The sequence below is a fragment of the Rhodococcus sp. NS-SX18 genome (assembly GCF_057367935.1).
Window position 1 is genome coordinate 4,563,747 of the sequence record NZ_CM170633.1, and the last position, 22,639, is coordinate 4,586,385.

The window sequence follows — 22,639 nt, forward strand, 5'->3', positions numbered from 1 at the left end:
TGTCGGTGGGGTCGGTTAGCGTGCCGAGCATGGGGGTCGAGGTGGTGCGCTACAACTACCGGTTGCGACCGGGCACCACCGCCGAACATGCACTGATGCAGGAGTGGCATCGCTGCCGATTCCTGTGGAACGAGGCGGTGCACCAACACAAGGCCGGTCGCAGGCCGACGTTCGGGAAGCTGGCCAAGCAATTGACCGAGGCGCGGGCCCGCTCGTCGTGGTTGCGGGACGGCTCCCAGGTCGCCCAGCAGCAGATGCTGCGCACCTACGCGCAGGCGCTCGACGCGTCGTGCACGGCCCCGGGCCGGGGCCGGCCGCGGTTCAAGGCGCGGAAGAAGACCCGGCCGTCGCTCGAGTACACCCGCCGCGGGTTCCGGGTCCGCGACGGGCGGTTGGTGCTGCCCAAGGGCGTGCGTGTGCCGGTGGTGTGGTCGCGGGCGTTGCCGTCGGAGCCGTCGAGTGTGCGCATCACCCGCGATTGCCTGGGGCACTGGTACGCCTCGTTCGTGGTGACCCGCGAGGCCGAGCCGATCCCGGCCGCCGACCCGGGCAGCGCGGTCGGGATCGACTGGGGCGTGGCCCGCACCGCGACGGCCACCGAGGAGCGGTTCGACCTGCCCCATCACGGGCACCGGAAACGGTGTGCGGCGGAGGTGGCGAGAGCGCAGCGGACGATGGCGCGGCGCCGCCGAGGCACGGGACACCCACCCTCGAAGGGCTATCGCCGGGCCCGCACCCGGGTCGCGAAGGTGCAGAAGAAGGCGGCCCGACAGAACCGGCACGACGGCCGGATCTGGGCCCGGGCCGTGGTCGAGGCGCATCATCTGGTCGCGGTGGAGGATTTCCGACCCCGGTTCCTGTCGAGGTCGACGATGGCGCGCACGGCCGCCGATGCCGCGATCGCGACGGTGAAACGGGAATTGCTCGAGCAGGGCAGGCGGGCCGGCCGGAAGGTGGTGCTGGTGCGGCCCGCGTACACGACCATGACGTGTTCGAGGTGTTTCGCGAGAGCCAAGCAACGCCTCGGACTCGAGGAACGTATCTTCCGGTGCCGGGCGTGCGGGCATACCGCGTGCCGGGACCGGAACGCTGCCAGAGTGATTCTGGCTGTGGCGGAGCGTGGCCACACCGGTGTCGACGACGTGAGTCAAGCGGATCACCTCCCTCCGGGTGGTGGTGCGGTTGCGGTCTGAGTCGGGAATCTCCTGCCTTCAGGAAGGAGAGACGTTAAGTGTGTTCCTTCCGGGACGTTCGGCGGGAGTGCTAGATCATCGAGCGGTGGACGCCCTGCGGCTCGCCGCCGAGCTGGCTCAGGGCCGACGCGTAGAAGATCGAGCCGGGCACGTGGATCGCGTGCGTCAGGCCGGCGTGCGCGTCGCGCCAGAACCGCTGCATCGGGGTGTTCAACTGCAGCGCACCGCCACCCGCGCGGGCGAAGATCTCGTCGACGGCCCGCACGGCCCGCCACGCCGCGGCGGTCTGGGTGCGGCGTCCGATGGCGCGGTCCTCGAAGGTGACTTCCTGGCCCTTCTCGGTCTTGTCCCAGAAGCGGTCGACGGTGTCGAGGATCGCGGCGCGGGACGCGGCGATCTCGGCGGCGGCTTCCCCGATCGCGAACAGCACGTGCGGGTCTTCCTTGATGGGCACACCCGTGATCGCGACGCGTTCCTTCTGCGCGGCGATGTGGCACTGCAGCGCGCCCTCGGCGATGCCGATCAGCGACGAGGTGATGCCCAGCGGGAAGATGCACGAGAACGGGAAGTTGTACAGGGTCTGGGACAGCCCCGCCTCCTTCGGGGCGGTGCCGTCGAAGACCTTCGCCGCGTCGAGGGTGCGGTAGGCCGGAATGAACGCATTCTCGACGATCAGGTCCTTCGAGCCGGTGCCGCGCAGACCCACGACGTTCCAGCTCTCCTGGTCGATCTCGTAGTCCGAGCGCGGCAGCAGCACGTGCAGCACCTTCGGCGGCATCAGGCGGTTGCCGTCCTTGTCGCCCACGGCCGCGCCGATCATCACCCAGCCGCAGTGGTCGGTGCCGGACGAGAAGGACCAGCGCCCGTTGAGGATGTACCCGCCGTCGGTGGGCACGGCGACACCCATCGGGGCGTAGGGCGAGGCCATCCACATGTCCGGGTCCTCACCCCACACCTCGTCCTGCGCCTTGGTGTCGAAGAACGCCAGCTCCCACGGGTGCACGCCGACGATGCCGGTGACCCAGCCCGTCGCGCCGTCCATCGCGCCGATCGCCATCGCGGTCTCGGCGAACTCGCGGGGATGGACCTCGAGGCCGCCGTACTTCTTCGGCTGCAGCATGCGGATCGCTCCGGCGTCGCGCAGCCGCTTGGCGTTGCTGTCGGTCAGGCGCATGAGCTTGTCACCCTCGGCGCCCTCGGCGCGGATCTCGTCCGCGTACTGGATGATGTTGTCCAAAACCTGGCCCATGACTGTCAGCTCTCTGCTCGGGACCCGGGGGTCTACTTCTGGGCGGCGAGACCGACGGCGATCTCGATGAGTTGGTCTTCCTGGCCTCCGACGAGGTTGCGGCGGCCGGCCTCGATGAGGATCTCCGCGCCGGAGACCCCGTACCGATCGGCGTGCGTGGCGGCATGCTTGAGGAAGCTCGAGTACACGCCGGCATACCCCATTGTCAGCGACATCCGGTCCAGGAGGCACTCGCCGTCCATGATCGGCCGCACCACGTCCTCGGCGGCGTCGATGATCTTCAGGGTGTCGATACCCGTTCGGATACTGAGCTTCTCGGCGACGGCGACGAACGCCTCGACGGGCGTGTTGCCCGCGCCGGCGCCGAACCGGCGGGTGGAGCCGTCGATCTGCAGTGCACCGGCGCGCACCGCGAGCACCGAGTTGGCCACGCCGAGCCCCATGTTCTCGTGCCCGTGGAAACCGACCTGTGCGTCATCGCCGAGCTCGGCGACGAGGGCCGCGACCCGGTCCGAGACCCCCTCGAGGACGAGGGCGCCGGCCGAGTCGACGACGTACACGCACTGGCAGCCGGCGTCGGCCATGATGCGCGCTTGCTTCGCGAGCACCTCGGGCGGCTGGCTGTGCGACATCATCAGGAATCCGACGGTCTCGAGTCCGAGCTCGCGGGCCAGACCGAAGTGCTGGGCGGAGATATCGGCCTCGGTGCAGTGCGTGGCGATCCGGCAGATCGACGCGCCGTTGTCGGCGGCCTCACGGATGTCCGACCGGACACCGAGACCCGGCAGCATCAGGAACGCGATCTTCGCCTGCGTCGCGGTCTCGACGGCGGCCTTGATCAGCTCCTGTTCGGGGGTACGGCTGAAGCCGTAGTTGAACGACGAGCCACCGAGGCCGTCGCCGTGGGTGACCTCGATGACGGGCACACCGGCGGCGTCGAGTGCACCGACGATCGAGCGCACGTCCTCGACGGTGAACTGGTGACGCTTGGCATGGGAGCCGTCACGCAACGACGAGTCCGTGATCCGGATGTCGAGATCAGCGCTGTAGGGCATCGACTGTGTTCCTTCGAAAGTACGGTCTGCGGTGGGGGTCTACACGCGGGCGGTGAGCAGCTTGGCCGCGAAGCTCTCGCCCACCTTCGTGGCGGCCGCGGTCATGATGTCGAGGTTGCCCGAGTACGGCGGCAGGAAGTCGCCGGCGCCCTCGACCTCGAGGAAGATCGCCACCCGGGCGCGTCCCCCGCTCATCGGGGTGGGGTCGTCGAACTGCGGCTCGGCGCGCAGGCGGTAGCCGGGGACGTAGCCCTGCACCGTGGCGGCCACCTCGTGGATCGATGCGGCGATCGCGTCGCGGTCCGCGTCCTCGGGGATCGAGCAGAACACGGTGTCGCGCATGAGCATCGGCGGCTCGGCCGGGTTGAGGATGATGATGGCCTTGCCCTTGCGGGCGCCGCCGATGGTCTCGATGCCGCGGCTGGTGGTGATGGTGAACTCGTCGATGTTGGCGCGGGTTCCGGGGCCGGCCGACGGGGAGGCGACGCTCGCGACGATCTCGGCGTACTCGACCTCGGTGACCCGGGAGACGGCGTGCACCATCGGGATCGTGGCCTGGCCACCGCAGGTGATGAGGTTGACGTTCGGCGCGTCCTCGTGTTCGCCCATGTTCACGGCGGGCACGACGGCCGGCCCGAGGGCGGCCGGGGTCAGGTCGACGACCTGGATGCCGAGCTCGGCGTAGCGGGGGGCGTTCGCGCGGTGCACGTAGGCCGAGGTGGCCTCGAAGATCACGTCGGGCCGCTCGTCCTGGGCGAGCAGCCAGTCCACACCCTCGTGGCTCGCGACCAGGCCTTCGGTCGCCGCGCGGGCGAGGCCCTCGCTGCTGGGGTCGACACCGATCATCCACCGCGGCTCGATGACATCCGAGCGCAGCAGTTTGTACATCAGGTCGGTGCCGATGTTGCCGGGCCCGACGATCGCGGCGGTAGCCTTCGTCACTGGTGCACTTCCTTACTTGAATTCGACTGAGACGGAGCCGATGTCGCTGAAATCGGCGCGGAAGACGTCGCCCGGGCGGGCATCGACGGCGCGAGTGCACGAACCGGGCAGGATCACGTGCCCGGCCTCGAGCCGCACCCCGAAGCTCGCCACCTTGCGGGCCAGCCACGCGACGGCGCGGGTCGGGTCACCGAGCACTGCTGCCGCCTCGCCGCGCGCGATCTCCTCGTCGCCCTGGTACAGCACCGCCGAGATCGCTCCGATGTCGACCTTGTCCGGTTCGATGCGGCCCGCTCCGAGGATCACTCCCGCGGACGAGGCGTTGTCGGCGATCGTGTCCGCCAGGCCGATGCGCCAGTCCACGATGCGCGAGTCGATGAGTTCGATGCTCGGGACGATGTACTCGGTCGCCCGCAGCACGTCTGCCTCGGTGCAGTCCTCGCCGGGCAGGGTCTCGCCCAGGACGTAGCCGATCTCGACCTCGATGCGCGGGTAGCAGAACTGCGCCGTGTCGATCGGCTCGTCCTCGGAGTACACCATCGTCGAGAGCAGGTGTCCGTAGTCGGGCTCGTCCACGCCCATCATCTTCTGCATGACCTCGGACGACAGGCCGACCTTGTGGCCGTAGACGGTGGCACCCGCCTCGAGCCGGCGGCGGATGTTGATCAGCTGGATCTCGTACGAATCCACCACGTCGATGTCGGGAAAGGTCTCCGTCAGCGGGGCGATCGCGACGCGGTCGCGCTCGGCGGCCCAGAGGAGATCGGCGGCGGCGAGTCGCCGGGAACCGTCGAGCATCGTGCACTCCTGGAACTGGTCGATGATCCGCGCGTCGTCGCGCCGATCGGGCTGTCTCGAAGGTGACATATGCGCAGGTGGGACGGCGGAAGCCCTCCCGCTCAGCGGGATCGTGGACTAGCTGCGGTCGTCGTCGCGCAGCAGGAACGCGAGCACGGCCGACAGCCACGCGTCGCGGGCTTCGATCATCGTCCAGTGCCCGCACTTCGGGAACGTGTGCAGCTCGCAGTTCGGGATGTCGCGCATGGGCAGCATCGCCATGTCCACGGGGCTGACCCGGTCGTCGCGGCCCCACGTCAGCAGAGTGGGCGCGGTGATCTTGTGCAGCTGCGCCCAGTACGGGGTGACGTTCGACGCGGCCGCTGCGGCGGCACCGGCGGCGAATGCCTTCGAGCTGTACATCCGGCGGGCGATCTCGAGGGTCTTCGGTTCGGTGGCGAGCGCCCAGCGCTCCTCGATGAGCTGGTCGGTGACCACGGCGGGGTCGTAGACCATGGACTGCAGCCAGCGGACGAGGCCCTCGCGGGTCGGGTTGTCGGTGAACTCCATGAGCAGCTTGATGCCCTCGCCCGGACCGGGCGCGAAGACGTTCTTGCCCATCCCGCCGATCGTGACGAGCTTGCGCACGCGGTGCGGCTCGTCGATGGCGACCTTGGCGGCGACGATCCCGCCCATCGAGTTGCCGACCATGTCCACGGCACCGAGACCGAGCCCGTCGAGGAAGGTGCCGACGGCCCCCTGCGCCATCACCATCGGGTGGCCGTCACCGGGGTCGCTGACGCCGAAACCGGGAAACTCGAGCACCAGGCAGCGGAAGTGCTGTGCGAAGTCGGCGAGGACGCCGCGGTAGTTGCGCCACCCCGTCACGCCGGGTCCGGAGCCGTGCAACAGGAGCAGCGGCGGCCCGTCGCCGGCCTCGTGGTAGCGCAGCACACCCTGATCGGTGGAAAGTTCCTTCAGGGTCCCCTCGTAGCTCACTTCGGTCATCGTCGTCCCTGTTCGTCGCCGTGGTGCCGGGCACACCGCCCATTCGAACCGCAGGCTGCCAGCCCTGGTCGACGACGGCCATACACCATCCCGTTCAGCGAGATCGCCGCTCCGGCGACCGGGTCGCCGCCGGCCGCGTCCGCTCAGCGGGACGCCCGTTCGGACCTCCCCTGGCCTGTCCTAGCGTCGAGCCCATCGACCACGGCGTGCTCACGCCGATCCGTCCCACGACCCGGAGGTGGACTCATGCCCCTCGAGACGACGACCCTCGCACCATCGACAGCTGACGCGCCCAGCCCGGAGGACATGCGCCGGGTGATGGGACAGTTCGCCACCGGAGTCACGGTGGTGACGGGACTGGACGACGAGGGCCCGGTGGGGTTCGCGTGCCAGTCGTTCGCCTCGGTGTCGCTCGAGCCGCCCCTGATCCTGTTCTGCGCCGACCACCGCGGCCGTGCCTGGCCCCGGATCCGTGCGACGGGGCGGTTCTGCGTCAACGTCCTCCGCGAGGACCAGTCCGACCTGTGCGCCCGGTTCGGCTCGAGCCGGGGACGCAAGTACGAGGATCTCGCGTGGGAGGTGTCCCGCTGGGGGACGCCGGCGCTGCCGGACGTGCTGATGCGCGTGCACGCGGAAGTGCACGACGTCCACGTCGCCGGCGATCACGACGTGATCATCGGCCGGGTGCTCGAGCTGGACACGGTGTGCGAGGAGCGGCCGATGGTGTTCTTCCGGGGCCGGTTCGGGATCGACCACCCGGTGCCGGTGGCCTGACCGGGTCCGTCGCCGGGAACGGACATCACCGTCGCCGATACCGTCGCCGTCCCGGGATCGGCACGACGACAATCGGAGGATGGATCCCAGGGCGCACGTGAGACGTTTCGACCACATCGGCATCACCGTCGCGGACCTCGACTCGGTGACGGCGTTCTTCGTCGGACTGGGTCTCGAGGTCGAGGGCACCGGATCCGTGGAGGGCGAGTTCGTCGAGACCGTCTGCGGCATCCCCGGCGCGCACTGTGAGATCGCCGTGCTGCGGCCGCCCGACGGAGGGACGCGGTTGGAACTCGCGACCTTCGTCACGCCCGACCACGCGCCCGGATCGCCCATGGCGATGGCCAACGAACTCGGGCTGCGCAACGTGTCCTTCGAGGTCGGCGATCTCCAGGCGGTCGTCGACGCGGTGGCTGCGGAGGGGTACGGCCTCATCGGCGGCATCGGCGAGTACGAGAACAGCGTGCGGATGGCCTACGTGCGTGGACCCGAAGGGATCATCGTGTCGCTGTTCGAGCAGATCGGCTGATGCGCGAGCGCCGTTGCCATGTGTCGATGCGTTGCCGTGGGCGCGACGGAAGGTCCGAGAACGCCTTTCTGCAGCAGTCCCTCGATCGCTTGGACTCGTCGACGAAAGCATGTACAGACCGAGATTCGGTCGGTCAGTTCATTGTGACGGCCTCATACAACCAGCGCCGGGCAGTCCCCAAATTTGCGATTGCGGTCATTCGCTGACCTCAATAGAGGACACGGTGGGTCTACGACCTATCCGAGGAGGAAGTAATGCCCCAGTCCCACCGCAGCCGTTCCGTCCCGTCGGCTCCCGCCGGTTCGAACACCGTCAACCCATTCATCTGGACTCACGACGCCGTCGGACTGCTCGAGTTCCTCGTGGCCGTCTTCGAGGCGCACGAGGTTCGCGAGGCACGCACGATCGACACCGATGGCCTCGTCCTGCACTCCGAGTTGCTGGTTGGTGACTCGACGCTCACCATCGCCGACCGCAAGCTCGGCTGGCCCTACACGCCCGCGTTCACCCGCGTCTACGTCGACGATGTCGCGGCCACGCTCGACCGCGCCCGGTCACATGGTGCACGTATAGTGACCGAGCCGACCGATTTCTGGGGCGACACGCTCTCGCGCTTCGCCGACCCGTTCGGGAACTTGTGGTGGGTCTACCGGCACGACCCGGTTCAGGCATCGTGGGAGGACGGTGAGAGCGCAGGGGCGACTGATGGCGTCCCATCGGCCAGTGCTACTTCCGACGAATCTTGGGAGTCGTTCACCACACCCGAGCTCGACTACATCCATTCCACACTCGTCGCCGCGATGACCTCGCTGCGCGATCCTCGGTCCCCGTAAGGGATCCATCGCGGACACAGCAGCGCGGGCTTAGGCCTCGGTCTTCTGGGGGCGTCGCACAGCAGCAGAGCATACGAGGCCGACGGCAGGCCCAGGGGCATCGCTGCTTTTTCCCTGGCTCGTCGGCCAGCCCTTGGTTACCGTGTGGGCGTGGGTGATGCGAGGCGGGCGATCGGGGATGCGGCCGCTGCGATGACCGACGACGAACTCGCCCCTGCGAACGCGGCGCTGTATACCTGCCAGCGGGACCTGCTCGTCGCCGGTGACAGCGAGACGGCGTTCGCGCTGATTGGCACGAAGTTCGTTCTGCTCTCGACACTGCAGGGCCGGCGGCGCTGACCGGCAGGGTGTGCCCTACCTCGTCCCCGGCCATCCCACAGAATGCCCCGAAAACTGGCTGTGAGCAGGCCCGACGACACGTCCCTCCGGTGGAGGGCCGACGACATCGGCTGCTGCTTCCAGCCCAGTCGCAGGGCGTGGATGCGCTCGGGGCACTACAGATGCACAGGCTGAGCCGGAGACGTCCCCCCCTTTTTTGCGGGCGGTGTCTCCGGTTCTGCTTTTCGCCTTCCGTACCGCGTCGAGCTGGGCGCGGCGGCCCTGCCGACACGGCGGCAGCTCCTGGGCCGCGGGCCCGGCCGCCGGCGGAGCGGCGTCGGCCGGACGGTAGACGCCGCGGGCCGAGCTCGATGTCCAGGTGGACGACGAGCTCGGGGCCTCCCTAGGCGTCGGTGTCCCATCGCTGCCGTCCCCAGCCCGGCCCGGTCTCAATCCTCCGTGCCGACAGGACAAGGGCGTGGCAGCAACATCTCTCTGCTCCACGCTGGCCCGTACCACATCACCATGTGGGCAGGTATGACAGGACCGATACGCAAGTAACCGTCCGTCACCCGCCCGGCAGGGTCAGGGCTCAATCCCGGGCAGACTCTCCGTGGTCGTCACTTTGCCGTTCCGGCGCGTACCCGCAGGGCCACAACGAGTACATCTTCGATCGTCGGGGCTTGCGCTCCTGGAACTTTCGCGCGGTCGTCGTAGCGCCGCAACCGGACGGCATCCGCCCACCAAGGATGCGTCACCCACTCCACCTCGATCGCGGGTCCTCCCTGATAATGCAGTGTCGCAATCGATTCCGACGACAATGTTCGGGTGTAGGCCGGGTCGGTGGCCACCAGGTAGCGCTTGGCGGCGACGTGAGCTCCGGCCAACCAGCCGACCCGCTCCCCGAAGCGCGGCGCGAGCCACTCCCGAGCTACGCGGTCGTGCTGTGCGTCGGTGGTCGGCCCCATCAGCGGGCTGCGCGCGAGATCGTGCAGCGCACTGGCCAACACGAGCTCGTCGTCGGCTCCGTCCGCGATCGCGTGGCCGGCGGCCTGCAATGCGTGATCGAGCTGGTCCACCGCCTCACCGTCGAACACATCGCGGAGCGAGTCCAGCAGCGCAGCAGTCTCTTCCAAGACCTCCGTGTCAGAGTTCACGCGTGTCAGCGTACACCAAATTTGGTCTATACCAATTTGTCGTCGGCGGTTTCCCGAGCGTTCACCCGAGTCGGCACCGGCGCCTGTGGGCACGTACGCGTCAGGCGGCAGGTACGCGATCACCGCTGGGGAGTTCGCAGGACCACCCGGGGATCGTGCCTCTCACACGGATGAGATGTTGTCCTGCACAAAGAGGTATGACGACTTCCCGATACCGTTTCCGTCGGGTCGACCGGAGAGGAGGCTTGTCCGACGCTTCCTGCGAGAGTTCACCATCAGAAGTGCCAGCCCAGTGTTGCGGGGCGGGCGACGTCGAACGCGCGGTCCACGTCGGCGATATCACGAGCACTGCGCGCCTCCACCCGGCCGGCTGCAGCAAACGTGCGGGCCTTGTGCGCGCCGAGGTACAACGCGGACAGCGCGTCCAGGTCCAGTGTGATCACCGGCGCCGCGTCGGTGCGGACACACCGGGCCCTGCCGTTGCGGACCGTCAACGCGAAAGTGCCTCCGGCGCTGCGGAACGGATCCCGGACCGCCAGCACGGTGTCCAGATCGGCGGCATAGTCGCGGGCGGTCAACGCGGCCGGCACGTCCAGGATCCGCAGCCACAACTCGTCGAACCGTGCGGTGGTGCGCGGCAGACGGTAGTCGGTCAACAGCAGACGCAGCGGGTCGTCGGGATGCTGGACGACCTCGATGCGGTGGGTCAGGTCCAGTCCGCACAGGGTGCGCCACAGCGCGGCGTGGGCGTCGTCGGTGATCGCGACCAACTCCTCGACCACCGCGACCGGCTCGGCGTCGGATCCTTTGCGGCGGAAGGTGGCGTACCCGTCGGGATGAACCAGGAAGAACAGCGCCGAGGCGCCGTCCCGGCGCTCCTCGGGATCGGCGAAGGTGTAGTCCCACTCAGCTTTCGGACGCGCCTGCGCACCCGGCGTGTGCAGCCGCCACCGATCGTACAGTTCCGGCAACCGGCCGGCCGCCGTCGCAGCGTCGGCGAGGGCCACCCCGCCGGGATCGGGGGCGTCCTCGCGGAAGCGAGCGAAGCGCCGATCGACGGTGACCTCGGTGACGACGGTGGCCGGACCGTATCCGAAGCGCCCGTAGATGCCGGCGTCGCTGGCGGTCAGGGCAGCGAGCGGTGCCCCGGTAGCCTCCATCCGGCGGTGCAGTTCGGTGAACATCGCCCGCAGCACCCCGCGGCGACGGTGCGTCGGGGCCACCGAAACCCAGCTGACACCGCAGGCCGGGACCTGGTGCCCGCCGGGCACGGTGATCTCCATGTCCAGATACAGTGCCTGACCGATCGGCACCTCCCGTTCGGTTGCCACCACGATGTTCTCCGTGCGGAACATCGGACGAAGCAGCGTCCGCTCGGCATCGATGGGGTGATAGCCGAAGCCCACCGAGTCGAGCAGCTCCAGGGCCGGCCAGTCGTCGTCGGTGGCGGTACGGATGGTGAGGGCGTCGTGCACGGTCATGTCCGAGAGACTGGCACAACCAGCCCCTCGAACGCGAGTGATTTGTCCGGTTCGGGCTCGGTGCGGAGGCAGTGCTCACAGCGACCCCCGGTTCGTGACCTGCAGGGTCATGTCGACGACCCGGTCGGCGATCGCGTCCACCACGGCGCCGTCGTGGCTGATCACCAGCAGGGATATGCGTTGTGTTCGTACGAGATCGGACAAGATGTCGAGCACCCGCTGTCGGGATGCGGGGTCGAGTCCCGTGGTGACTTCGTCGCAGATGAGCAGCGTCGGCTCGACCGCCAGGGCACGGGCGAGGGCGGCTCGCTGGGCCTCGCCGCCGGAAAGGGCGGACGGATGCTGCCGGGTGATCCGTTCGGCCAGACCCACCTGGTCGAGCGCGCGACGGGCCGCCGTGGCCGATTGCGGGCCGGTGGCACCGCGCAGGCGTGTCGGACCGCGCAGGATCTGCTCCCACACGCTGCGATACGGGTCGAAGGCCGCCTTGGCGTCCTGGAAGACGTACCCGATCGCCGCCGTCTGGTGCCGGGTCCGTCGCCGTACCGATGCGGCCAACGGGTGGCCGTCGAGAAGAACCCGCCCGGCCGTGGGTGGGTGCAAGCCCGCGACGATCCGGGCCGCGGTGGTCTTGCCGCAGCCCGAGGGGCCGTGAAGTGCCAGACATTCGCCTGGCTGGAGCGAGAGCGAGAAATGCTGCAGAACTTCGGTGTTGCGGTACCCCGCCGAGACGGCGTCCAGGATCAACCGGGCGTCCGCCCGGGTCGGGCGGCGATCCGTAGTGTCGGCGCGTGTCTGCGGGATCTGCGGGGCGGCGACCGGCAGGATCTCGGCATCACCGGTCTCGAGCACCCGGCCGCCGCCCATGACGATCACACGCTGGGCGACCGCGCGGACCGCGTCCAGGTCGTGGGTGACGAGCACGATCGTCAGGCCCTGCCGGGCCAGTCGGGTGATCTCGTCGAGGACCGCCGTCCGACGAGCCGGGTCCTGCCCGGTAGTGGGTTCGTCGAGGATCAGGCACGTCGGGTCTGTCAGCAGAGCCTGGGCGATGACCAGTCGTTGTTGTTGCCCGCCCGACAGTTGATGCGGGTAGCGGCGCAGCATGCCCGGATCGTCGGCGAAGCCCGCACGTTCGAGTGCGTCGGCCACGCTCACCGGATGCCCGCGCCCTCGGCCGGCACGAGCGATGTCGTCGAGCACGGTACCGATCCGCAAGGCCGGGTTCAGCGCCGAGGAGGGGTGCTGGGGCACATATCCGAACCGTGCCCCGCCCGTGTCCAGGACGGCCGTGGTCACCTCCACCCCCGGGCGGTGCTCACCCATCAATGCCAGCGCGGTGGTGGTTTTGCCGCTCCCGGAAGCCCCGACGAGCGCGGTGACGACCCCGGCGGGAATGTCCAGATCGACCCCTTCGACCAGAAGCCGATCCGGTGTCCGTGCGGTCAGTCCGCGCACGCGGATGGTGCCGCTGGGCACAGCGGCGGCCTGGACCGCCGGGATTAGCTCGGTCATCGCCACTTCCTCGTCGACACCTCGCGTGTTGCCGCGCGAGCACCGGAGTCGAACAGCAGATTCACCCCCATCGCCAAGGCGATGATCAGGGCCGCGGGCAGGACGACACCCCACGGAACGAGGGCGAGGCCGGCGCGGTTGCGGTCGATCATCACGGCCCAGTCGGTGCCGGCCGAGTCTGCGCTCACCCCCAGGAAGCTGGCCGAGGCAACCAGGTAGATCGCCCCGACGAACCTCAGTCCGGCGTCCGCGGCGAGGATCGGGAGCAGTGATCGTCCCAGGTAGCCGAGCTGCCGGCGCCACCAGGTTTCCTGTTGTAGGACCAGCGCCTCCATGGCCGGGGTGTGCGCGGCGTGCAGCGCCGAGGCCCGCACCAGACGCGCCGCATCCGGGAACAGCAGCACCGCCACGGTCACTGTCAGAACGAGCAGGTCGGCGTCGGTGAGTGCCACGGCCAGCAGCAGTACCATGATCGACGGCAGCGACAGCAGCAGATCCAACGGCCGCATCAGCATCTCGTCGACGATCCGTCGCCTGGCGGTCGCGGCAGCTACCCCCCACGGCACGGCGAGCAGGTAGGTCAGGGCCACGGCCGCGGCGGCCACCAGCACCAGCGACCGCCCCCCGAGAAGGACCTGTGTGATCAGGTCGCGCCCCTCGGAATCGGTTCCCAGGAGCCACTGGTCCCCGTAGGTGAACGCCGGGCCACGGGCACCGGGTTCGGTGAGCAGGGGCCCGAGCAGCGCGACCGCGAGCGGGACCGCGGTCAGGGCAGCCCCGATGCGCACCCGGGACCGCCCACTCGCACGCCCGAGAAACGTGGAGCCGGTCACGATGCCAGTCCGGCCGTGGGGTTGAGCTGGAACGCCACGATGTCGGCGACCGTGTTCACGGCCACCGTGATCATCGCGAACACCGTCACCAATCCCATCAACAGCGGAATGTCGCGGCTGCTGACCGCGCTGACCAGTAACTGCCCGAGACCGCCGAGCGCGAATACCGCCTCGACGACCACGACCCCGCCGAGCAGCCAATCGGCGACCCGCGCGAGATGCTGTGTCGCCGGCGTGAGCGAGCCCGGCAAGGCATGCCGCCAGATCACCCGCCGCACGGGCACACCGAGGCGACGGGTGTGCCGGATGTATTCGGAGTCGAGGGTGGTGATCAGCGACGAGCGCACCAACCGCGACAGCGAGCACACCGGGCGGATCACCAGCACCAGTACGGGCAGCACCCACAGCTCCGGTTGCATCAGCAACGGACCGCCGGCGCCGACCGCGGTGGGCGCGAACCATCCCAACCCGACCGCGAACACTGCCACCAGCACGATCGCCACCGCGAATTCCGGTGCCGCGTAGAACGCTACGGTCAGGGCCGTGACGGCCCGGTGGACCCGGTGGCCGCGGCGCACCGCGGCGACCACCCCGAGGAGCAGCGCCAACGGGACGAGCACCACGAACGCCAGGGCAGCGAGGGTCAGCGTCGGCGCCAGCGCCGAGCCCAGCATCGCTGTGACCGGGCGCCCGGATACCACGGAGGTGCCCAGGTCGCCGCCGAGCAGACCGGTCAGCCAGTCCCCGAACTGCACGGACAGCGGCCGGTCCAGCCCGAGGAGCTCGCGCAACTGCGCAATCCGCCTCGGATCTGCGTCATCGCCCGCGATCACCACCGCAGCGTCCCCCGGCAGCGCGGCGGCGATCGAGAAGACGACGACGAGTACGCCCAGCACCTGGACCAGTCCCACCGTGAGGCGGGTACCGGCGTAGCGGGCGAGCATCACGAAAGCCAGGCCCGGTCGAAGCGGGCGTACCCGAGGGTGTTGCTGGGCGCGTTCTCGGCCATCCCCGCCAGATGCGGCGCCATGCCGTGCAGGCCGTCGGAGAAGCCCCACACCAGCAGACCTCCCTCGCTGTGGAGCTGCGACTGCATCTGCTGATATGCGCGGGCCCGGATGTTCTCGTCGGTGGTTTCGCTGGCGGTGGCGAACAATGCGTCGAATTCGGGGCGGCGCCACTGGGTGTAGTTCTTTGCCGATGTCGACAGCATCCGCTGTGCGAGGTGGGTTTCGATGGGCATGGCCCCGGAGCGAAAACTCGACAGCACACCCTCGTCGAGGGTTCGCGTCCAATAGGTCGATCCCTCAGTGACTTTCACCTCGATCTTCAGTCCGGCGCGCCCGGCCTGTTCGGCGAGGATGTTCGCCGCCTCGACGAATCCGTTGGTGGCACCGGTGGTCTGCAGTTCGATGGTGGTGTTCCGGACGCCGGCCTTGCGGATCAGGGCCTCGGCCTCGTCCAGATCCAGAGCGCGCTGCGGCAGATCCGCGGCATAGTATTTGGCGTCCTTGCCGAACAGGTCGTTGCCGACCACACCGGTGCTGCCCAGCACGGTGGTCACCAGTTCCTCGCGATCGACGAGGGCGAACATCGCCCGCCTCAGATCCACGTTGTCGAAGGGGGGCCGGTCCACCTTCATTGCGAACGCCGACATCGCGCTGCGTGGCGACCGCAGGATCTGCATCCGGGCGTCGCTTTCGTAGGTGCGCGCCGAGGTGACACCGAGGTCGTCGGCGTAGTCGACCTGCCCACCGAGCAGGGCGTTGATCCGTGCGGTCTCGTCCGGAGCGGTGAGGATCTCGAGTTCGTCCACATGGGGGGCGCCGTCCCAGTAGTCCGGGAATCGCGCGGTGACGAGCGAGCGACCCGGTTCGAACGAGACGAACGTGAACGGCCCGGAGCCGATCGGACGGCTGAAGTCGGTGGTGCCCTCCGGGATGATGTAGGCGCCGAACGCGGCCAGCACGTTCGCCAGTTCCCCGCACGGGCGCGCGCAGACGAATTCGATGGTGTGGTCGTCGAGGGCGCGGGAGCGGGCGATGTCGATCACCTCGAGTGAGGCCCGCGGGCGCAGTGCGTTCGCCGGGTTGAGGATGCGCTGGTAGGAGTACAGCACGTCGGCGGCGCGCACCGGCCGGCCGTCGTGGAAGACCGCCGGGCGCAGCTTCACCGTCCAGGTGGTCGCGTCGGCGTTCGGGTGCCAGGCGGTGGCGAGCCGCGGTACCGGGCCGAGGTCGTCGCCGTATTCGACGAGTTTGTCGTAGAGCGCGTTCGCGCGGGCGACGTCGGCGTACAGGTTGGTCTTGTGCGGGTCCAGCACCTCCTGTGCGCCACCGCCGGCGAACACCGCTCGCAGTCGGCCGCCGTCCCGGGGCGCGGCGGTGGGCGCGGGGGCGGTCTCGCCGCTCGTGCTGCATGCGCCGAGCAGTACGGCGCCGGCGGCGGCGCCGAGGCCGAGGAACGAGCGCCGGCTCAGGTGCGGCAGCGCGGACAGGGTGACCGGATTCATCGGGGTTTCTCCTTGAGCAATGGATCGAGGGGTCGAGGTGAAGCGTGGGGGTGAGTCAGAGAGCCTCGGCGATCACGTGGATCCGGTCTCCGCAGAGTGCGGTGCCGGCGAGATCGGTCAGGGCTGAGCGCCCCGGCCAGCCGGTCTCGGTACGGGGTCCGGGTGTGTCGAACAGGGCCCGCACCGCGAACCCGGCGCGCTGCAGGTGGCCGGTCAGCTCCAGCGGAAACAGCAACCGCCACGCCGAGGTTTGGACGAGGGGCTCGGCGGATTCCGGGATCTGCCACTGCCGACGGCGGCGTAGCAGCTGGGCGGCGTGGTCGATCCACAAGGTGGTCTCGGCCCGCCAGGTGCGGGCGTGCCAGGAGAAGGACGAGTGGGTGGGCTCGTCGAGAAGTTCGGTGTTGCCGAGGAAGAAGGCGCCGTTGCGCATTTCGGCGATCAGCAGCCCACCGGGACGTAGGTGCCTGCGGCAGCAGCGCAGGCATGATTCCAGCTCGGCGTCGGTGTGGCAGTACAACAGGGCACTGTCGAGGCAGACGATGGCGTCGACGCCCGCGTCGACCTCGAAGGTGCGCAGGTCGCCGACCGCGGCTCTCACACCGGGATACTGGTGTTGCGCGAATCGCACCATCGCCGGGGATTGGTCGATGCCCAGGCAACGGTATCCGCGTCGGGCCAGGTATCCCAGGTCGCGGCCGGTGCCGCAGCCCAGGTCCAGCACCGTCGCGGGGTGTGTCCGCGGCGCCGGAGCGTCGGAGGTCAGGTAGGTCGCGAGAATGTCGTCGACGAACCGGGCGGCACTGTGGTCCGGGTCGGGAAATCGTGCCTCGTACAGGGCGGGGTTGTCCGTCAACAAGTTCCGAGCCTCCTCAGCCGCGGTCATGTCCGTGCTCCGGCCGGGTCGGCGAGCAGGCCGCGGCGGTGCAACAGCCAGATTCCGGTGGCCGAGCCCCACGCGAGGGCGATGCATATCAGCGCGCCGGGCCACCCGTTGCCCAGGTCGAGGCCGTACCCGATCAGCGCGTTTCCGCCGGCGGCAGCCAGCCCGGAGACCAGGTAGAACATCCCGAACAGAGTCCCGGAGATGTTCGACGCCCCGTATGCCGGGATCAGCTCCATCACGAACGGCTGCGCGATCAGGATGCCTGCTTCGAGGATCAGGGCGGAGAGCACCAGTGGCGCCAGCGCCAACGCGATCCGTCCCGCCCCGGGGGAGGGTGCGCCCCACAGGACCGGCAGTGCCACCACGAACGCGGCACCCATCAGGATCAGTCCCGCCGCGATAGCGGTGCCGCGGCTGGTGTGGCGATCGAACCATCGAGTCAGACGCACCTGGGTGAGCAGCCCGAAGACGGTGGTGGACAGGAACAGCACCGCAACAGCTCCACTCCAGTCGGTGATCCGCCCGGCCAGTACCGGATACACCAGGTACATCTGCGTCTGCAGGGCGAACATCCCGAGCATGGCCACCGTGAACAGCACGAACCGGCGGTCGGCCAGCACCGCACCCCAGCCGCGCAGCACCGTCGTCTCGGCGCGGTCCACCGGGTGGGCGGGCAGAAACCGCCACTGCGCCAGGGTCAGGGCAGCGAAGACGACCGCCGCGGCGACGGCTACGGTACGGAAGTCCACCGTCAGCAGCGCGCTGCCGATCAGCGGTCCCGACAATGCTCCCGCCTGCGCGAAGACATTGAAGACCGCGAACGCCTCCGCCCGGCGGCGGGGTTCGGCAACTGCGATGTAGGAGCGCACGGCCGGATTGAACAGAGCCCCAGCCAATCCCGACAGAACGGAGGCGAGCAGCAGCAGCGGCACGCTGGTGCCCACAGCGAACACCGCGAAGCCCACCGACCGCAGTGCGCAGCCGGCGATGATGACCCGATGGGGTCCGAGCCGGTCGGCAGCGGTGCCCCCGATCAGGAACAAACCCTGCTGGCTGAGGGTGCGCGCCCCGAGGACCAGGCCGGTGATCGCCAGGGACAGACCCAGGTTCCCGGTCAGATGCATCGACAGGTACGGCACCAGCATGTAGAAGCCGGTGTTGACGCCGTACTGATTGAGCACCAGCAGTTGTACCGAGCGGGGGAAACTGCGCAGCAGAGCGAATGTCCCGGCCGGGGAGTCGGTGGCGGTCATCGTGATTCCTCGTTGTCGGGTCGGTACACGCCGAGTCCGGGCAGGCCGCTCGGACGCAGCTTTCCGTCTTCACCCCCGAGGCCGGTCCACGGATCTCGGGCGAGCAGGAGGTGCCCGTCCAGATCGCACCACCGGGCCAGGGACGCCAGCTGCGCCGCGGGGGCGATACCCAGCGAGCTGCACACCAGGCAGCCGAGCATCACCTCCATTCCGCGCGCGCCGGCCGCCACGGCCAGTGCACGGGCGCGGTAGATGCCGCCGCACTTGGCGAGTTTGATGTTCACCACGTCCGCGAGGCCGGTCAGCTCGTCCAGGTCCGCCAGGTCGTGGACCGCCTCGTCCGCGACGAGCGGAAGATCGGTGCGGCTGCGCAGCTCCCGCATTCCGTCTCGGTCGTGCACCGGCAGTGGTTGTTCGAGCGCGACGACCGGCAGACCACCGGTGTCGGCGAGCACTGACAGGGCGGTGGCCGCGGTCCACGCTTCGTTCGGGTCGACGATCAGATCCACGCCTGGAGCGGCAGCGGCGATGGCGGCCAGCCGCCGGACCGATTCGGTCGGGTCGGCGTCGGTCTTGACCTTCAGCAGAGTGAACCCACGCTGCGACAACTCGGCGGCCTCGGCGGCCATGTCCTGGGGCGCACCGATTCCGAGGGTGCGGGAGATCGGGATCTCGGCGGACAGCGGCAGTCCGAGGTGCGCAGCGACCGTCTGCCTGTTCACGCGTGCCCGGTAGTCGGCGACGGCGGACCACACGGCGCCGGCGACCGCCGGGTGCACCTGCGCCGGGATCGTTTCGGGAATCCCTGGGGCACCGCAGCACGCAGCGACTGCCCGCAGCTGGGTCTCGATGAGGTGCACGTCCAGGCCCGCGAATGTGGAGGTGACGACCTCGCCGCGGCCGCACGATCCCGTGTCGGGATCGATCACGGTGACCGTGACCGCCTGACGGGACGACATCACCGCCCGGCTGATCCGGAACGGCCGGGCCAGGGCGAGGGTGCTCACCGACCAGGTCAGGCTCATCGCGCCGTCTCCATCCGGTCCCTCGCCCCCGGCTGCGGGGCCCGCACGGCTTCGCACCGCGTCCAGCACTCCGCCGGGTCCCCGTACTCGGCGATCTCGTGCGGATGTGTTCGCGGCGGAGCGAGCAGGCCGTGCCGAGCACACCAGTCGTCGTCGAAGATGGTGCGCAGGTAACGATCGGGGCCGTCCGGAAAGACGGTGACCACCGGGCCCGGCCAGCGGGTGGCCGCCCACCCGGCCACCGTGGCCACTGCACCCGTCGACCAGCCGCCGGTGTGGAAGCCGTCCCGCGCCAGGCTGCGGCAGGCGTGCACGGCCTCGCGCGGGCCGACCCAGTGCACCTCGTCGAACATCTCGTATCGCACATTGCCCGGATGCACGCTGCTACCCAGTCCCCGCATGACCCGGCAGGTGGCGGGCTGTCCGAAGATCGTCGACCCCACCGCATCGACCCCGATGATCCGCAGGTCCGGCCACAGCTGCCGCAACCGCAGACCCACTCCGCTGCTGTGGCCGCCGGTGCCCACACTGCACACAAGCACCTCGGCCCGCTCGATACCCTGTGCGGCCAGGCCCGCGACGATCTCGTCGGCGAGCCCGTGGTAGCCCACGGCGTTGTCGGGATTGTCGTACTGGTTGGGCCAGTATGCATCCGGGTCGGCGGCAAGAATCCGGTGCAGGACGTCGAGCCTGGCCTGCTGCCACCCGCCCTCCGGGTGCGGACGGTCCACGATCTCCAAGGTGGCACCCAACGCGCACAGCAGATTGCGCATGGCGGGCTCGAGCTCGCAGTCCACCACCAGGGTGACGGGGTGGCCGAGTGGCTGTGCTACGTATGCCAGCCCCACCCCCAAAGTGCCGCTGGTGGATTCGACGATCCGAGCGCCGTCCCGCAGCTGCCCGCGTCGCCGGGCACCGACCAGCATCGACAGGGCCGACCGTGCCTTGAGCCCACCGAAACCGAGCGACTCGATCTTCGCGAAGTAGCCCGGATGCGGGTTCGGCACCGGGGTGAGGATGCGCACGAGTGGGCTGTTCCCCACCCGCGCCGGCGAATCGATCACGGTCATCGTGCCCGCGACCCGTGGTACAGGTAGATCGGGCCGGTGTCCCCGGTCAGCCAGAAGAACGGGTACGGCTCGGCCGAGAGCGCGTCGATGCCGCGGCCGAGCAACTCCCGGGCGACCGCGGCGCCACTCTGGGCGAACATCGCGACCGGAAGCCGCCGGTCGGACGCTGCCGCCCGCGCGAACAAGGTGTCGACGGTGCCGTTGCCCAGCATCATTCCGCTGGCCAGCACCGCATCACACTCGTCGAGATGCTCGGCGAAGTCGGTGACGATCGGCTCACCCCACTCGGTGGTGCCGCCCTTCAGATCACACGGCACGTACCGCAGTCCGCGCTCGCGCAAGCTGACGAGCAGCGAGTTGACCACTCCGATCACCAGCACCCGCCCGCCCGGTGGAGCGTCGACCAGTCCGGTCACGTGATGCGCCCGGGCCAGCGAGCGCTGCAGCGAATCCCCGGAATCCAGCTGCACCGTCACTGCGCGAGGCTCACCCGCGTGCGGGCACCGGTGCGTCAGGTAGGCGTCGAGTGCGGCGATCTGCACGGCGATCTCGGCATGGTGCAGCAGATCGGTCACCGCCACCCCTGCGCAGGCGTGCACGATCTCCGGGTCCACCGAGCCCGGCTCGACCGCGCACGAGCCCGTCGCAGCCCCGACCCGCAGCGAGATCACCTGGTTGCGGTAGCCACCACTGCGCCCGCTGTGCCGTGCCCCCTGTGACGTGGTGAACGCAACCGACACCACCACGTCGCGCGGGGGACGCCGGGCAGGGTCGGTGCGGTAGCGTTCGAGAAGCGCAGCCAGGCGACCGTTCGTCGCGGTACCGATCGCTGAGGTGGTAGTCACGACGCCGGCTCCTCGCCGTATGTGGCGGAGATCGACGACAACAGGCGCTCGGCCAACGGGCGGGCCCCGGACCGTTCCGACGAGACGACGACGACGCTGCCCAGGTAGCTGTTGTTGTCCATTCCCGGCGTGGTTCGGTGACCGGGCCCCTTGAACGCCGCCGAGACCACTGCCGGATCGGCTGTGACGGTGTCGATTCCTTCGATTCCGGCGACGACACCCGCCCTCGTCGGCACCAGCATGCTCACGGCTGCGCTCGAGGGCCGTCCGCCGTCACGCTGCTCGTCCGGGATCGTCGGGAGGATCGGCTCGCGTCCCAGTGCGAGCTCGACCGCCACCCGCGGCAGGTCGACTCCGCTCACATGCCGGATCAGCTCGGTGATCTGGTTGCCGGCCGGCCGTGGATTGATCTCGATGATCCGGGGCCCGGCGGCGGTCAGGCGTAGTTCGGTGTGCACCACCCCGTGATCGAGACCCACCGCATCGATCGCGTCCTCCGCGGCGGCCACCACTTTCACGCGGTCCCGCTCTGCCAGGTCGGCCGGGAACATGTGCCCGGTCTCCACGAAACCCGACACCCCACCCAGGCTCTTGTCGGTCACGCCGATCGTGTGGACCTTGCCGCGCGAAATCCAGCTCTCCACACTGAATTCCGGACCGTTGAGGAACTCCTCGAGCAACACCACCGGACTCCGCCGCTGCCCACGCGCATTGACCTCGAATCCCCGCAGTGCGTCCACCGCCGACTCGACATCCAGCCAACTGTCCGCGCGTCGCACGAACATTCCCGCACACAGATCGATGGGCTTGACCACCAAGGGGAAGCCCACCGACTCGGCCGCGGTACGGAGCCGGATCGGGTCGTCGACCGACACGGTGGTGTGCCGGGGCCCCGGGACGCCGACGCAATCCAACACCGTCCGGGTGCGCGCCTTGTCGCAGGCCGTCTCGATCGCGTCGGGCGCCGGACCGGGAAGTCCGAGTGCGGCGGCAATTCGCGCGGCGGTCGGCAGGTAGTAGTCGCAGCTGGTGAGGACGCCGTCGATCCTTGCCTCGACATCGATCCGCCGCGCCGCCTCGAGTGCGGCAGCCGGATCGTTGGTCTCGGCAGTGACCACCGCACGACCGAGACGCAGCGGATGCGGGGAACCGTCCGGCAGGGTGTCCGGGTAGTGCTCCGGTCGTCGGGTCAGAAAGGTGAACTCGACTCCCAGGTCGGCAATCGCTCTCGGCAGCAACGTTCCCATTGCTCCGACCCAACTCTCCACCAGCAGTAGGTGTGCCACACGTGGCCTTCCGCTCGCATCCTCCGCAGTACCCAGCGACACAGAAGCTACTGACAATCGTTATCATTAGCAAGACCGGTCGGTGCCGGAGGATTACG

The 22,639-nt window shown here is 69.2% G+C and carries 22 protein-coding genes; 5 read left to right on the forward strand and 17 right to left on the reverse strand.

Annotated features, from left to right (window positions below; genetic code table 11):
• Nucleotides 1-29: 29 nt before the first annotated feature.
• Complete coding sequence (locus AC2IPW_RS20835; RefSeq protein ID WP_486375568.1) at nucleotides 30-1,193, forward strand: RNA-guided endonuclease InsQ/TnpB family protein; 1,164 nt, start codon at nucleotides 30-32, stop codon at nucleotides 1,191-1,193.
• A 70-nt stretch (nucleotides 1,194-1,263) separates the two neighbouring features.
• Here AC2IPW_RS20835 and AC2IPW_RS20840 read toward each other — a convergent pair whose 3' ends face one another.
• From AC2IPW_RS20840 to AC2IPW_RS20860, 5 genes are all read right to left on the reverse strand, one after another.
• On the reverse strand, nucleotides 1,264-2,442 hold the full coding sequence (locus AC2IPW_RS20840; RefSeq protein WP_003934757.1) for an acyl-CoA dehydrogenase family protein: 1,179 nt from the start codon (nucleotides 2,440-2,442) through the stop codon (nucleotides 1,264-1,266).
• Between the two features lie 32 nt (nucleotides 2,443-2,474).
• A complete protein-coding gene (dmpG, locus tag AC2IPW_RS20845) occupies nucleotides 2,475-3,497 on the reverse strand; it encodes a 4-hydroxy-2-oxovalerate aldolase (protein ID WP_416061858.1) in 1,023 nt (340 codons plus the stop codon).
• Between the two features lie 39 nt (nucleotides 3,498-3,536).
• Nucleotides 3,537-4,439, reverse strand: coding sequence for an acetaldehyde dehydrogenase (acetylating) (locus AC2IPW_RS20850; protein WP_003934759.1), 903 nt, complete (start codon nucleotides 4,437-4,439; stop codon nucleotides 3,537-3,539).
• A gap of 12 nt (nucleotides 4,440-4,451) precedes the next feature.
• Nucleotides 4,452-5,237, reverse strand: a complete 786-nt coding sequence (locus tag AC2IPW_RS20855) for a 2-keto-4-pentenoate hydratase (protein WP_003934760.1) — start codon at nucleotides 5,235-5,237, stop codon at nucleotides 4,452-4,454.
• A gap of 117 nt (nucleotides 5,238-5,354) precedes the next feature.
• Nucleotides 5,355-6,224, reverse strand: coding sequence for an alpha/beta fold hydrolase (locus AC2IPW_RS20860; protein WP_054371298.1), 870 nt, complete (start codon nucleotides 6,222-6,224; stop codon nucleotides 5,355-5,357).
• Between the two features lie 246 nt (nucleotides 6,225-6,470).
• Between AC2IPW_RS20860 and AC2IPW_RS20865 the strand changes: the two genes are divergently transcribed.
• The 4 genes from AC2IPW_RS20865 to AC2IPW_RS20880 all read left to right on the forward strand — a co-directional run bounded on the left by AC2IPW_RS20865 (nucleotide 6,471) and on the right by AC2IPW_RS20880 (nucleotide 8,699).
• Entirely contained in the window at nucleotides 6,471-6,998 is a 528-nt protein-coding gene (locus AC2IPW_RS20865; RefSeq protein ID WP_040781099.1) for a flavin reductase family protein, read from the forward strand.
• Nucleotides 6,999-7,077: 79 nt separating this feature from the next.
• Nucleotides 7,078-7,527 carry a VOC family protein gene (locus AC2IPW_RS20870; RefSeq protein ID WP_486375569.1) on the forward strand — a complete coding sequence of 150 codons (450 nt, stop codon included), beginning with the start codon at nucleotides 7,078-7,080 and terminating at the stop codon, nucleotides 7,525-7,527.
• A 254-nt stretch (nucleotides 7,528-7,781) separates the two neighbouring features.
• On the forward strand, nucleotides 7,782-8,360 hold the full coding sequence (locus AC2IPW_RS20875; protein WP_486375570.1) for a VOC family protein: 579 nt from the start codon (nucleotides 7,782-7,784) through the stop codon (nucleotides 8,358-8,360).
• A 150-nt stretch (nucleotides 8,361-8,510) separates the two neighbouring features.
• Complete coding sequence (locus tag AC2IPW_RS20880; protein ID WP_486375571.1) at nucleotides 8,511-8,699, forward strand: hypothetical protein; 189 nt, start codon at nucleotides 8,511-8,513, stop codon at nucleotides 8,697-8,699.
• A gap of 599 nt (nucleotides 8,700-9,298) precedes the next feature.
• Here AC2IPW_RS20880 and AC2IPW_RS20885 read toward each other — a convergent pair.
• From AC2IPW_RS20885 to AC2IPW_RS20940, 12 genes are all read right to left on the reverse strand, one after another.
• A complete protein-coding gene (locus AC2IPW_RS20885) occupies nucleotides 9,299-9,835 on the reverse strand; it encodes an HD domain-containing protein (protein WP_486375572.1) in 537 nt (178 codons plus the stop codon).
• A gap of 275 nt (nucleotides 9,836-10,110) precedes the next feature.
• Nucleotides 10,111-11,316: an enhanced intracellular survival protein Eis gene (locus AC2IPW_RS20890; RefSeq protein ID WP_486375573.1), complete on the reverse strand. Its 1,206-nt coding sequence runs from the start codon at nucleotides 11,314-11,316 to the stop codon at nucleotides 10,111-10,113.
• Nucleotides 11,317-11,391: 75 nt separating this feature from the next.
• On the reverse strand, nucleotides 11,392-12,831 hold the full coding sequence (locus tag AC2IPW_RS20895; RefSeq protein WP_486375574.1) for an ABC transporter ATP-binding protein: 1,440 nt from the start codon (nucleotides 12,829-12,831) through the stop codon (nucleotides 11,392-11,394).
• Nucleotides 12,828-13,664 carry an ABC transporter permease subunit gene (locus tag AC2IPW_RS20900; protein WP_486375575.1) on the reverse strand — a complete coding sequence of 279 codons (837 nt, stop codon included), beginning with the start codon at nucleotides 13,662-13,664 and terminating at the stop codon, nucleotides 12,828-12,830. The genes AC2IPW_RS20895 and AC2IPW_RS20900 overlap by 4 nt, the downstream gene beginning before the upstream one ends.
• Entirely contained in the window at nucleotides 13,661-14,575 is a 915-nt protein-coding gene (locus tag AC2IPW_RS20905; RefSeq protein ID WP_486375576.1) for an ABC transporter permease, read from the reverse strand. Before AC2IPW_RS20905 ends, AC2IPW_RS20900 begins: the two co-directional genes overlap by 4 nt.
• Nucleotides 14,576-14,607: 32 nt before the next feature.
• Complete coding sequence (locus tag AC2IPW_RS20910; protein ID WP_102031593.1) at nucleotides 14,608-16,176, reverse strand: ABC transporter substrate-binding protein; 1,569 nt, start codon at nucleotides 16,174-16,176, stop codon at nucleotides 14,608-14,610.
• Between the two features lie 55 nt (nucleotides 16,177-16,231).
• Nucleotides 16,232-17,062 carry a class I SAM-dependent methyltransferase gene (locus AC2IPW_RS20915; RefSeq protein WP_486375577.1) on the reverse strand — a complete coding sequence of 277 codons (831 nt, stop codon included), beginning with the start codon at nucleotides 17,060-17,062 and terminating at the stop codon, nucleotides 16,232-16,234.
• Nucleotides 17,059-18,315, reverse strand: coding sequence for an MFS transporter (locus tag AC2IPW_RS20920; protein ID WP_486375578.1), 1,257 nt, complete (start codon nucleotides 18,313-18,315; stop codon nucleotides 17,059-17,061). The genes AC2IPW_RS20915 and AC2IPW_RS20920 overlap by 4 nt, the downstream gene beginning before the upstream one ends.
• On the reverse strand, nucleotides 18,312-19,340 hold the full coding sequence (locus tag AC2IPW_RS20925) for an enolase C-terminal domain-like protein (RefSeq protein WP_486375579.1): 1,029 nt from the start codon (nucleotides 19,338-19,340) through the stop codon (nucleotides 18,312-18,314). The genes AC2IPW_RS20920 and AC2IPW_RS20925 overlap by 4 nt, the downstream gene beginning before the upstream one ends.
• Entirely contained in the window at nucleotides 19,337-20,410 is a 1,074-nt protein-coding gene (locus AC2IPW_RS20930) for a PLP-dependent cysteine synthase family protein (RefSeq protein ID WP_486375580.1), read from the reverse strand. Before AC2IPW_RS20930 ends, AC2IPW_RS20925 begins: the two co-directional genes overlap by 4 nt.
• Nucleotides 20,407-21,255, reverse strand: a complete 849-nt coding sequence (locus tag AC2IPW_RS20935; RefSeq protein WP_486375581.1) for a hypothetical protein — start codon at nucleotides 21,253-21,255, stop codon at nucleotides 20,407-20,409. The genes AC2IPW_RS20930 and AC2IPW_RS20935 overlap by 4 nt, the downstream gene beginning before the upstream one ends.
• Complete coding sequence (locus AC2IPW_RS20940) at nucleotides 21,252-22,541, reverse strand: ATP-grasp domain-containing protein (RefSeq protein WP_486375582.1); 1,290 nt, start codon at nucleotides 22,539-22,541, stop codon at nucleotides 21,252-21,254. Before AC2IPW_RS20940 ends, AC2IPW_RS20935 begins: the two co-directional genes overlap by 4 nt.
• Between the last annotated feature and the right edge of the window lie 98 nt (nucleotides 22,542-22,639).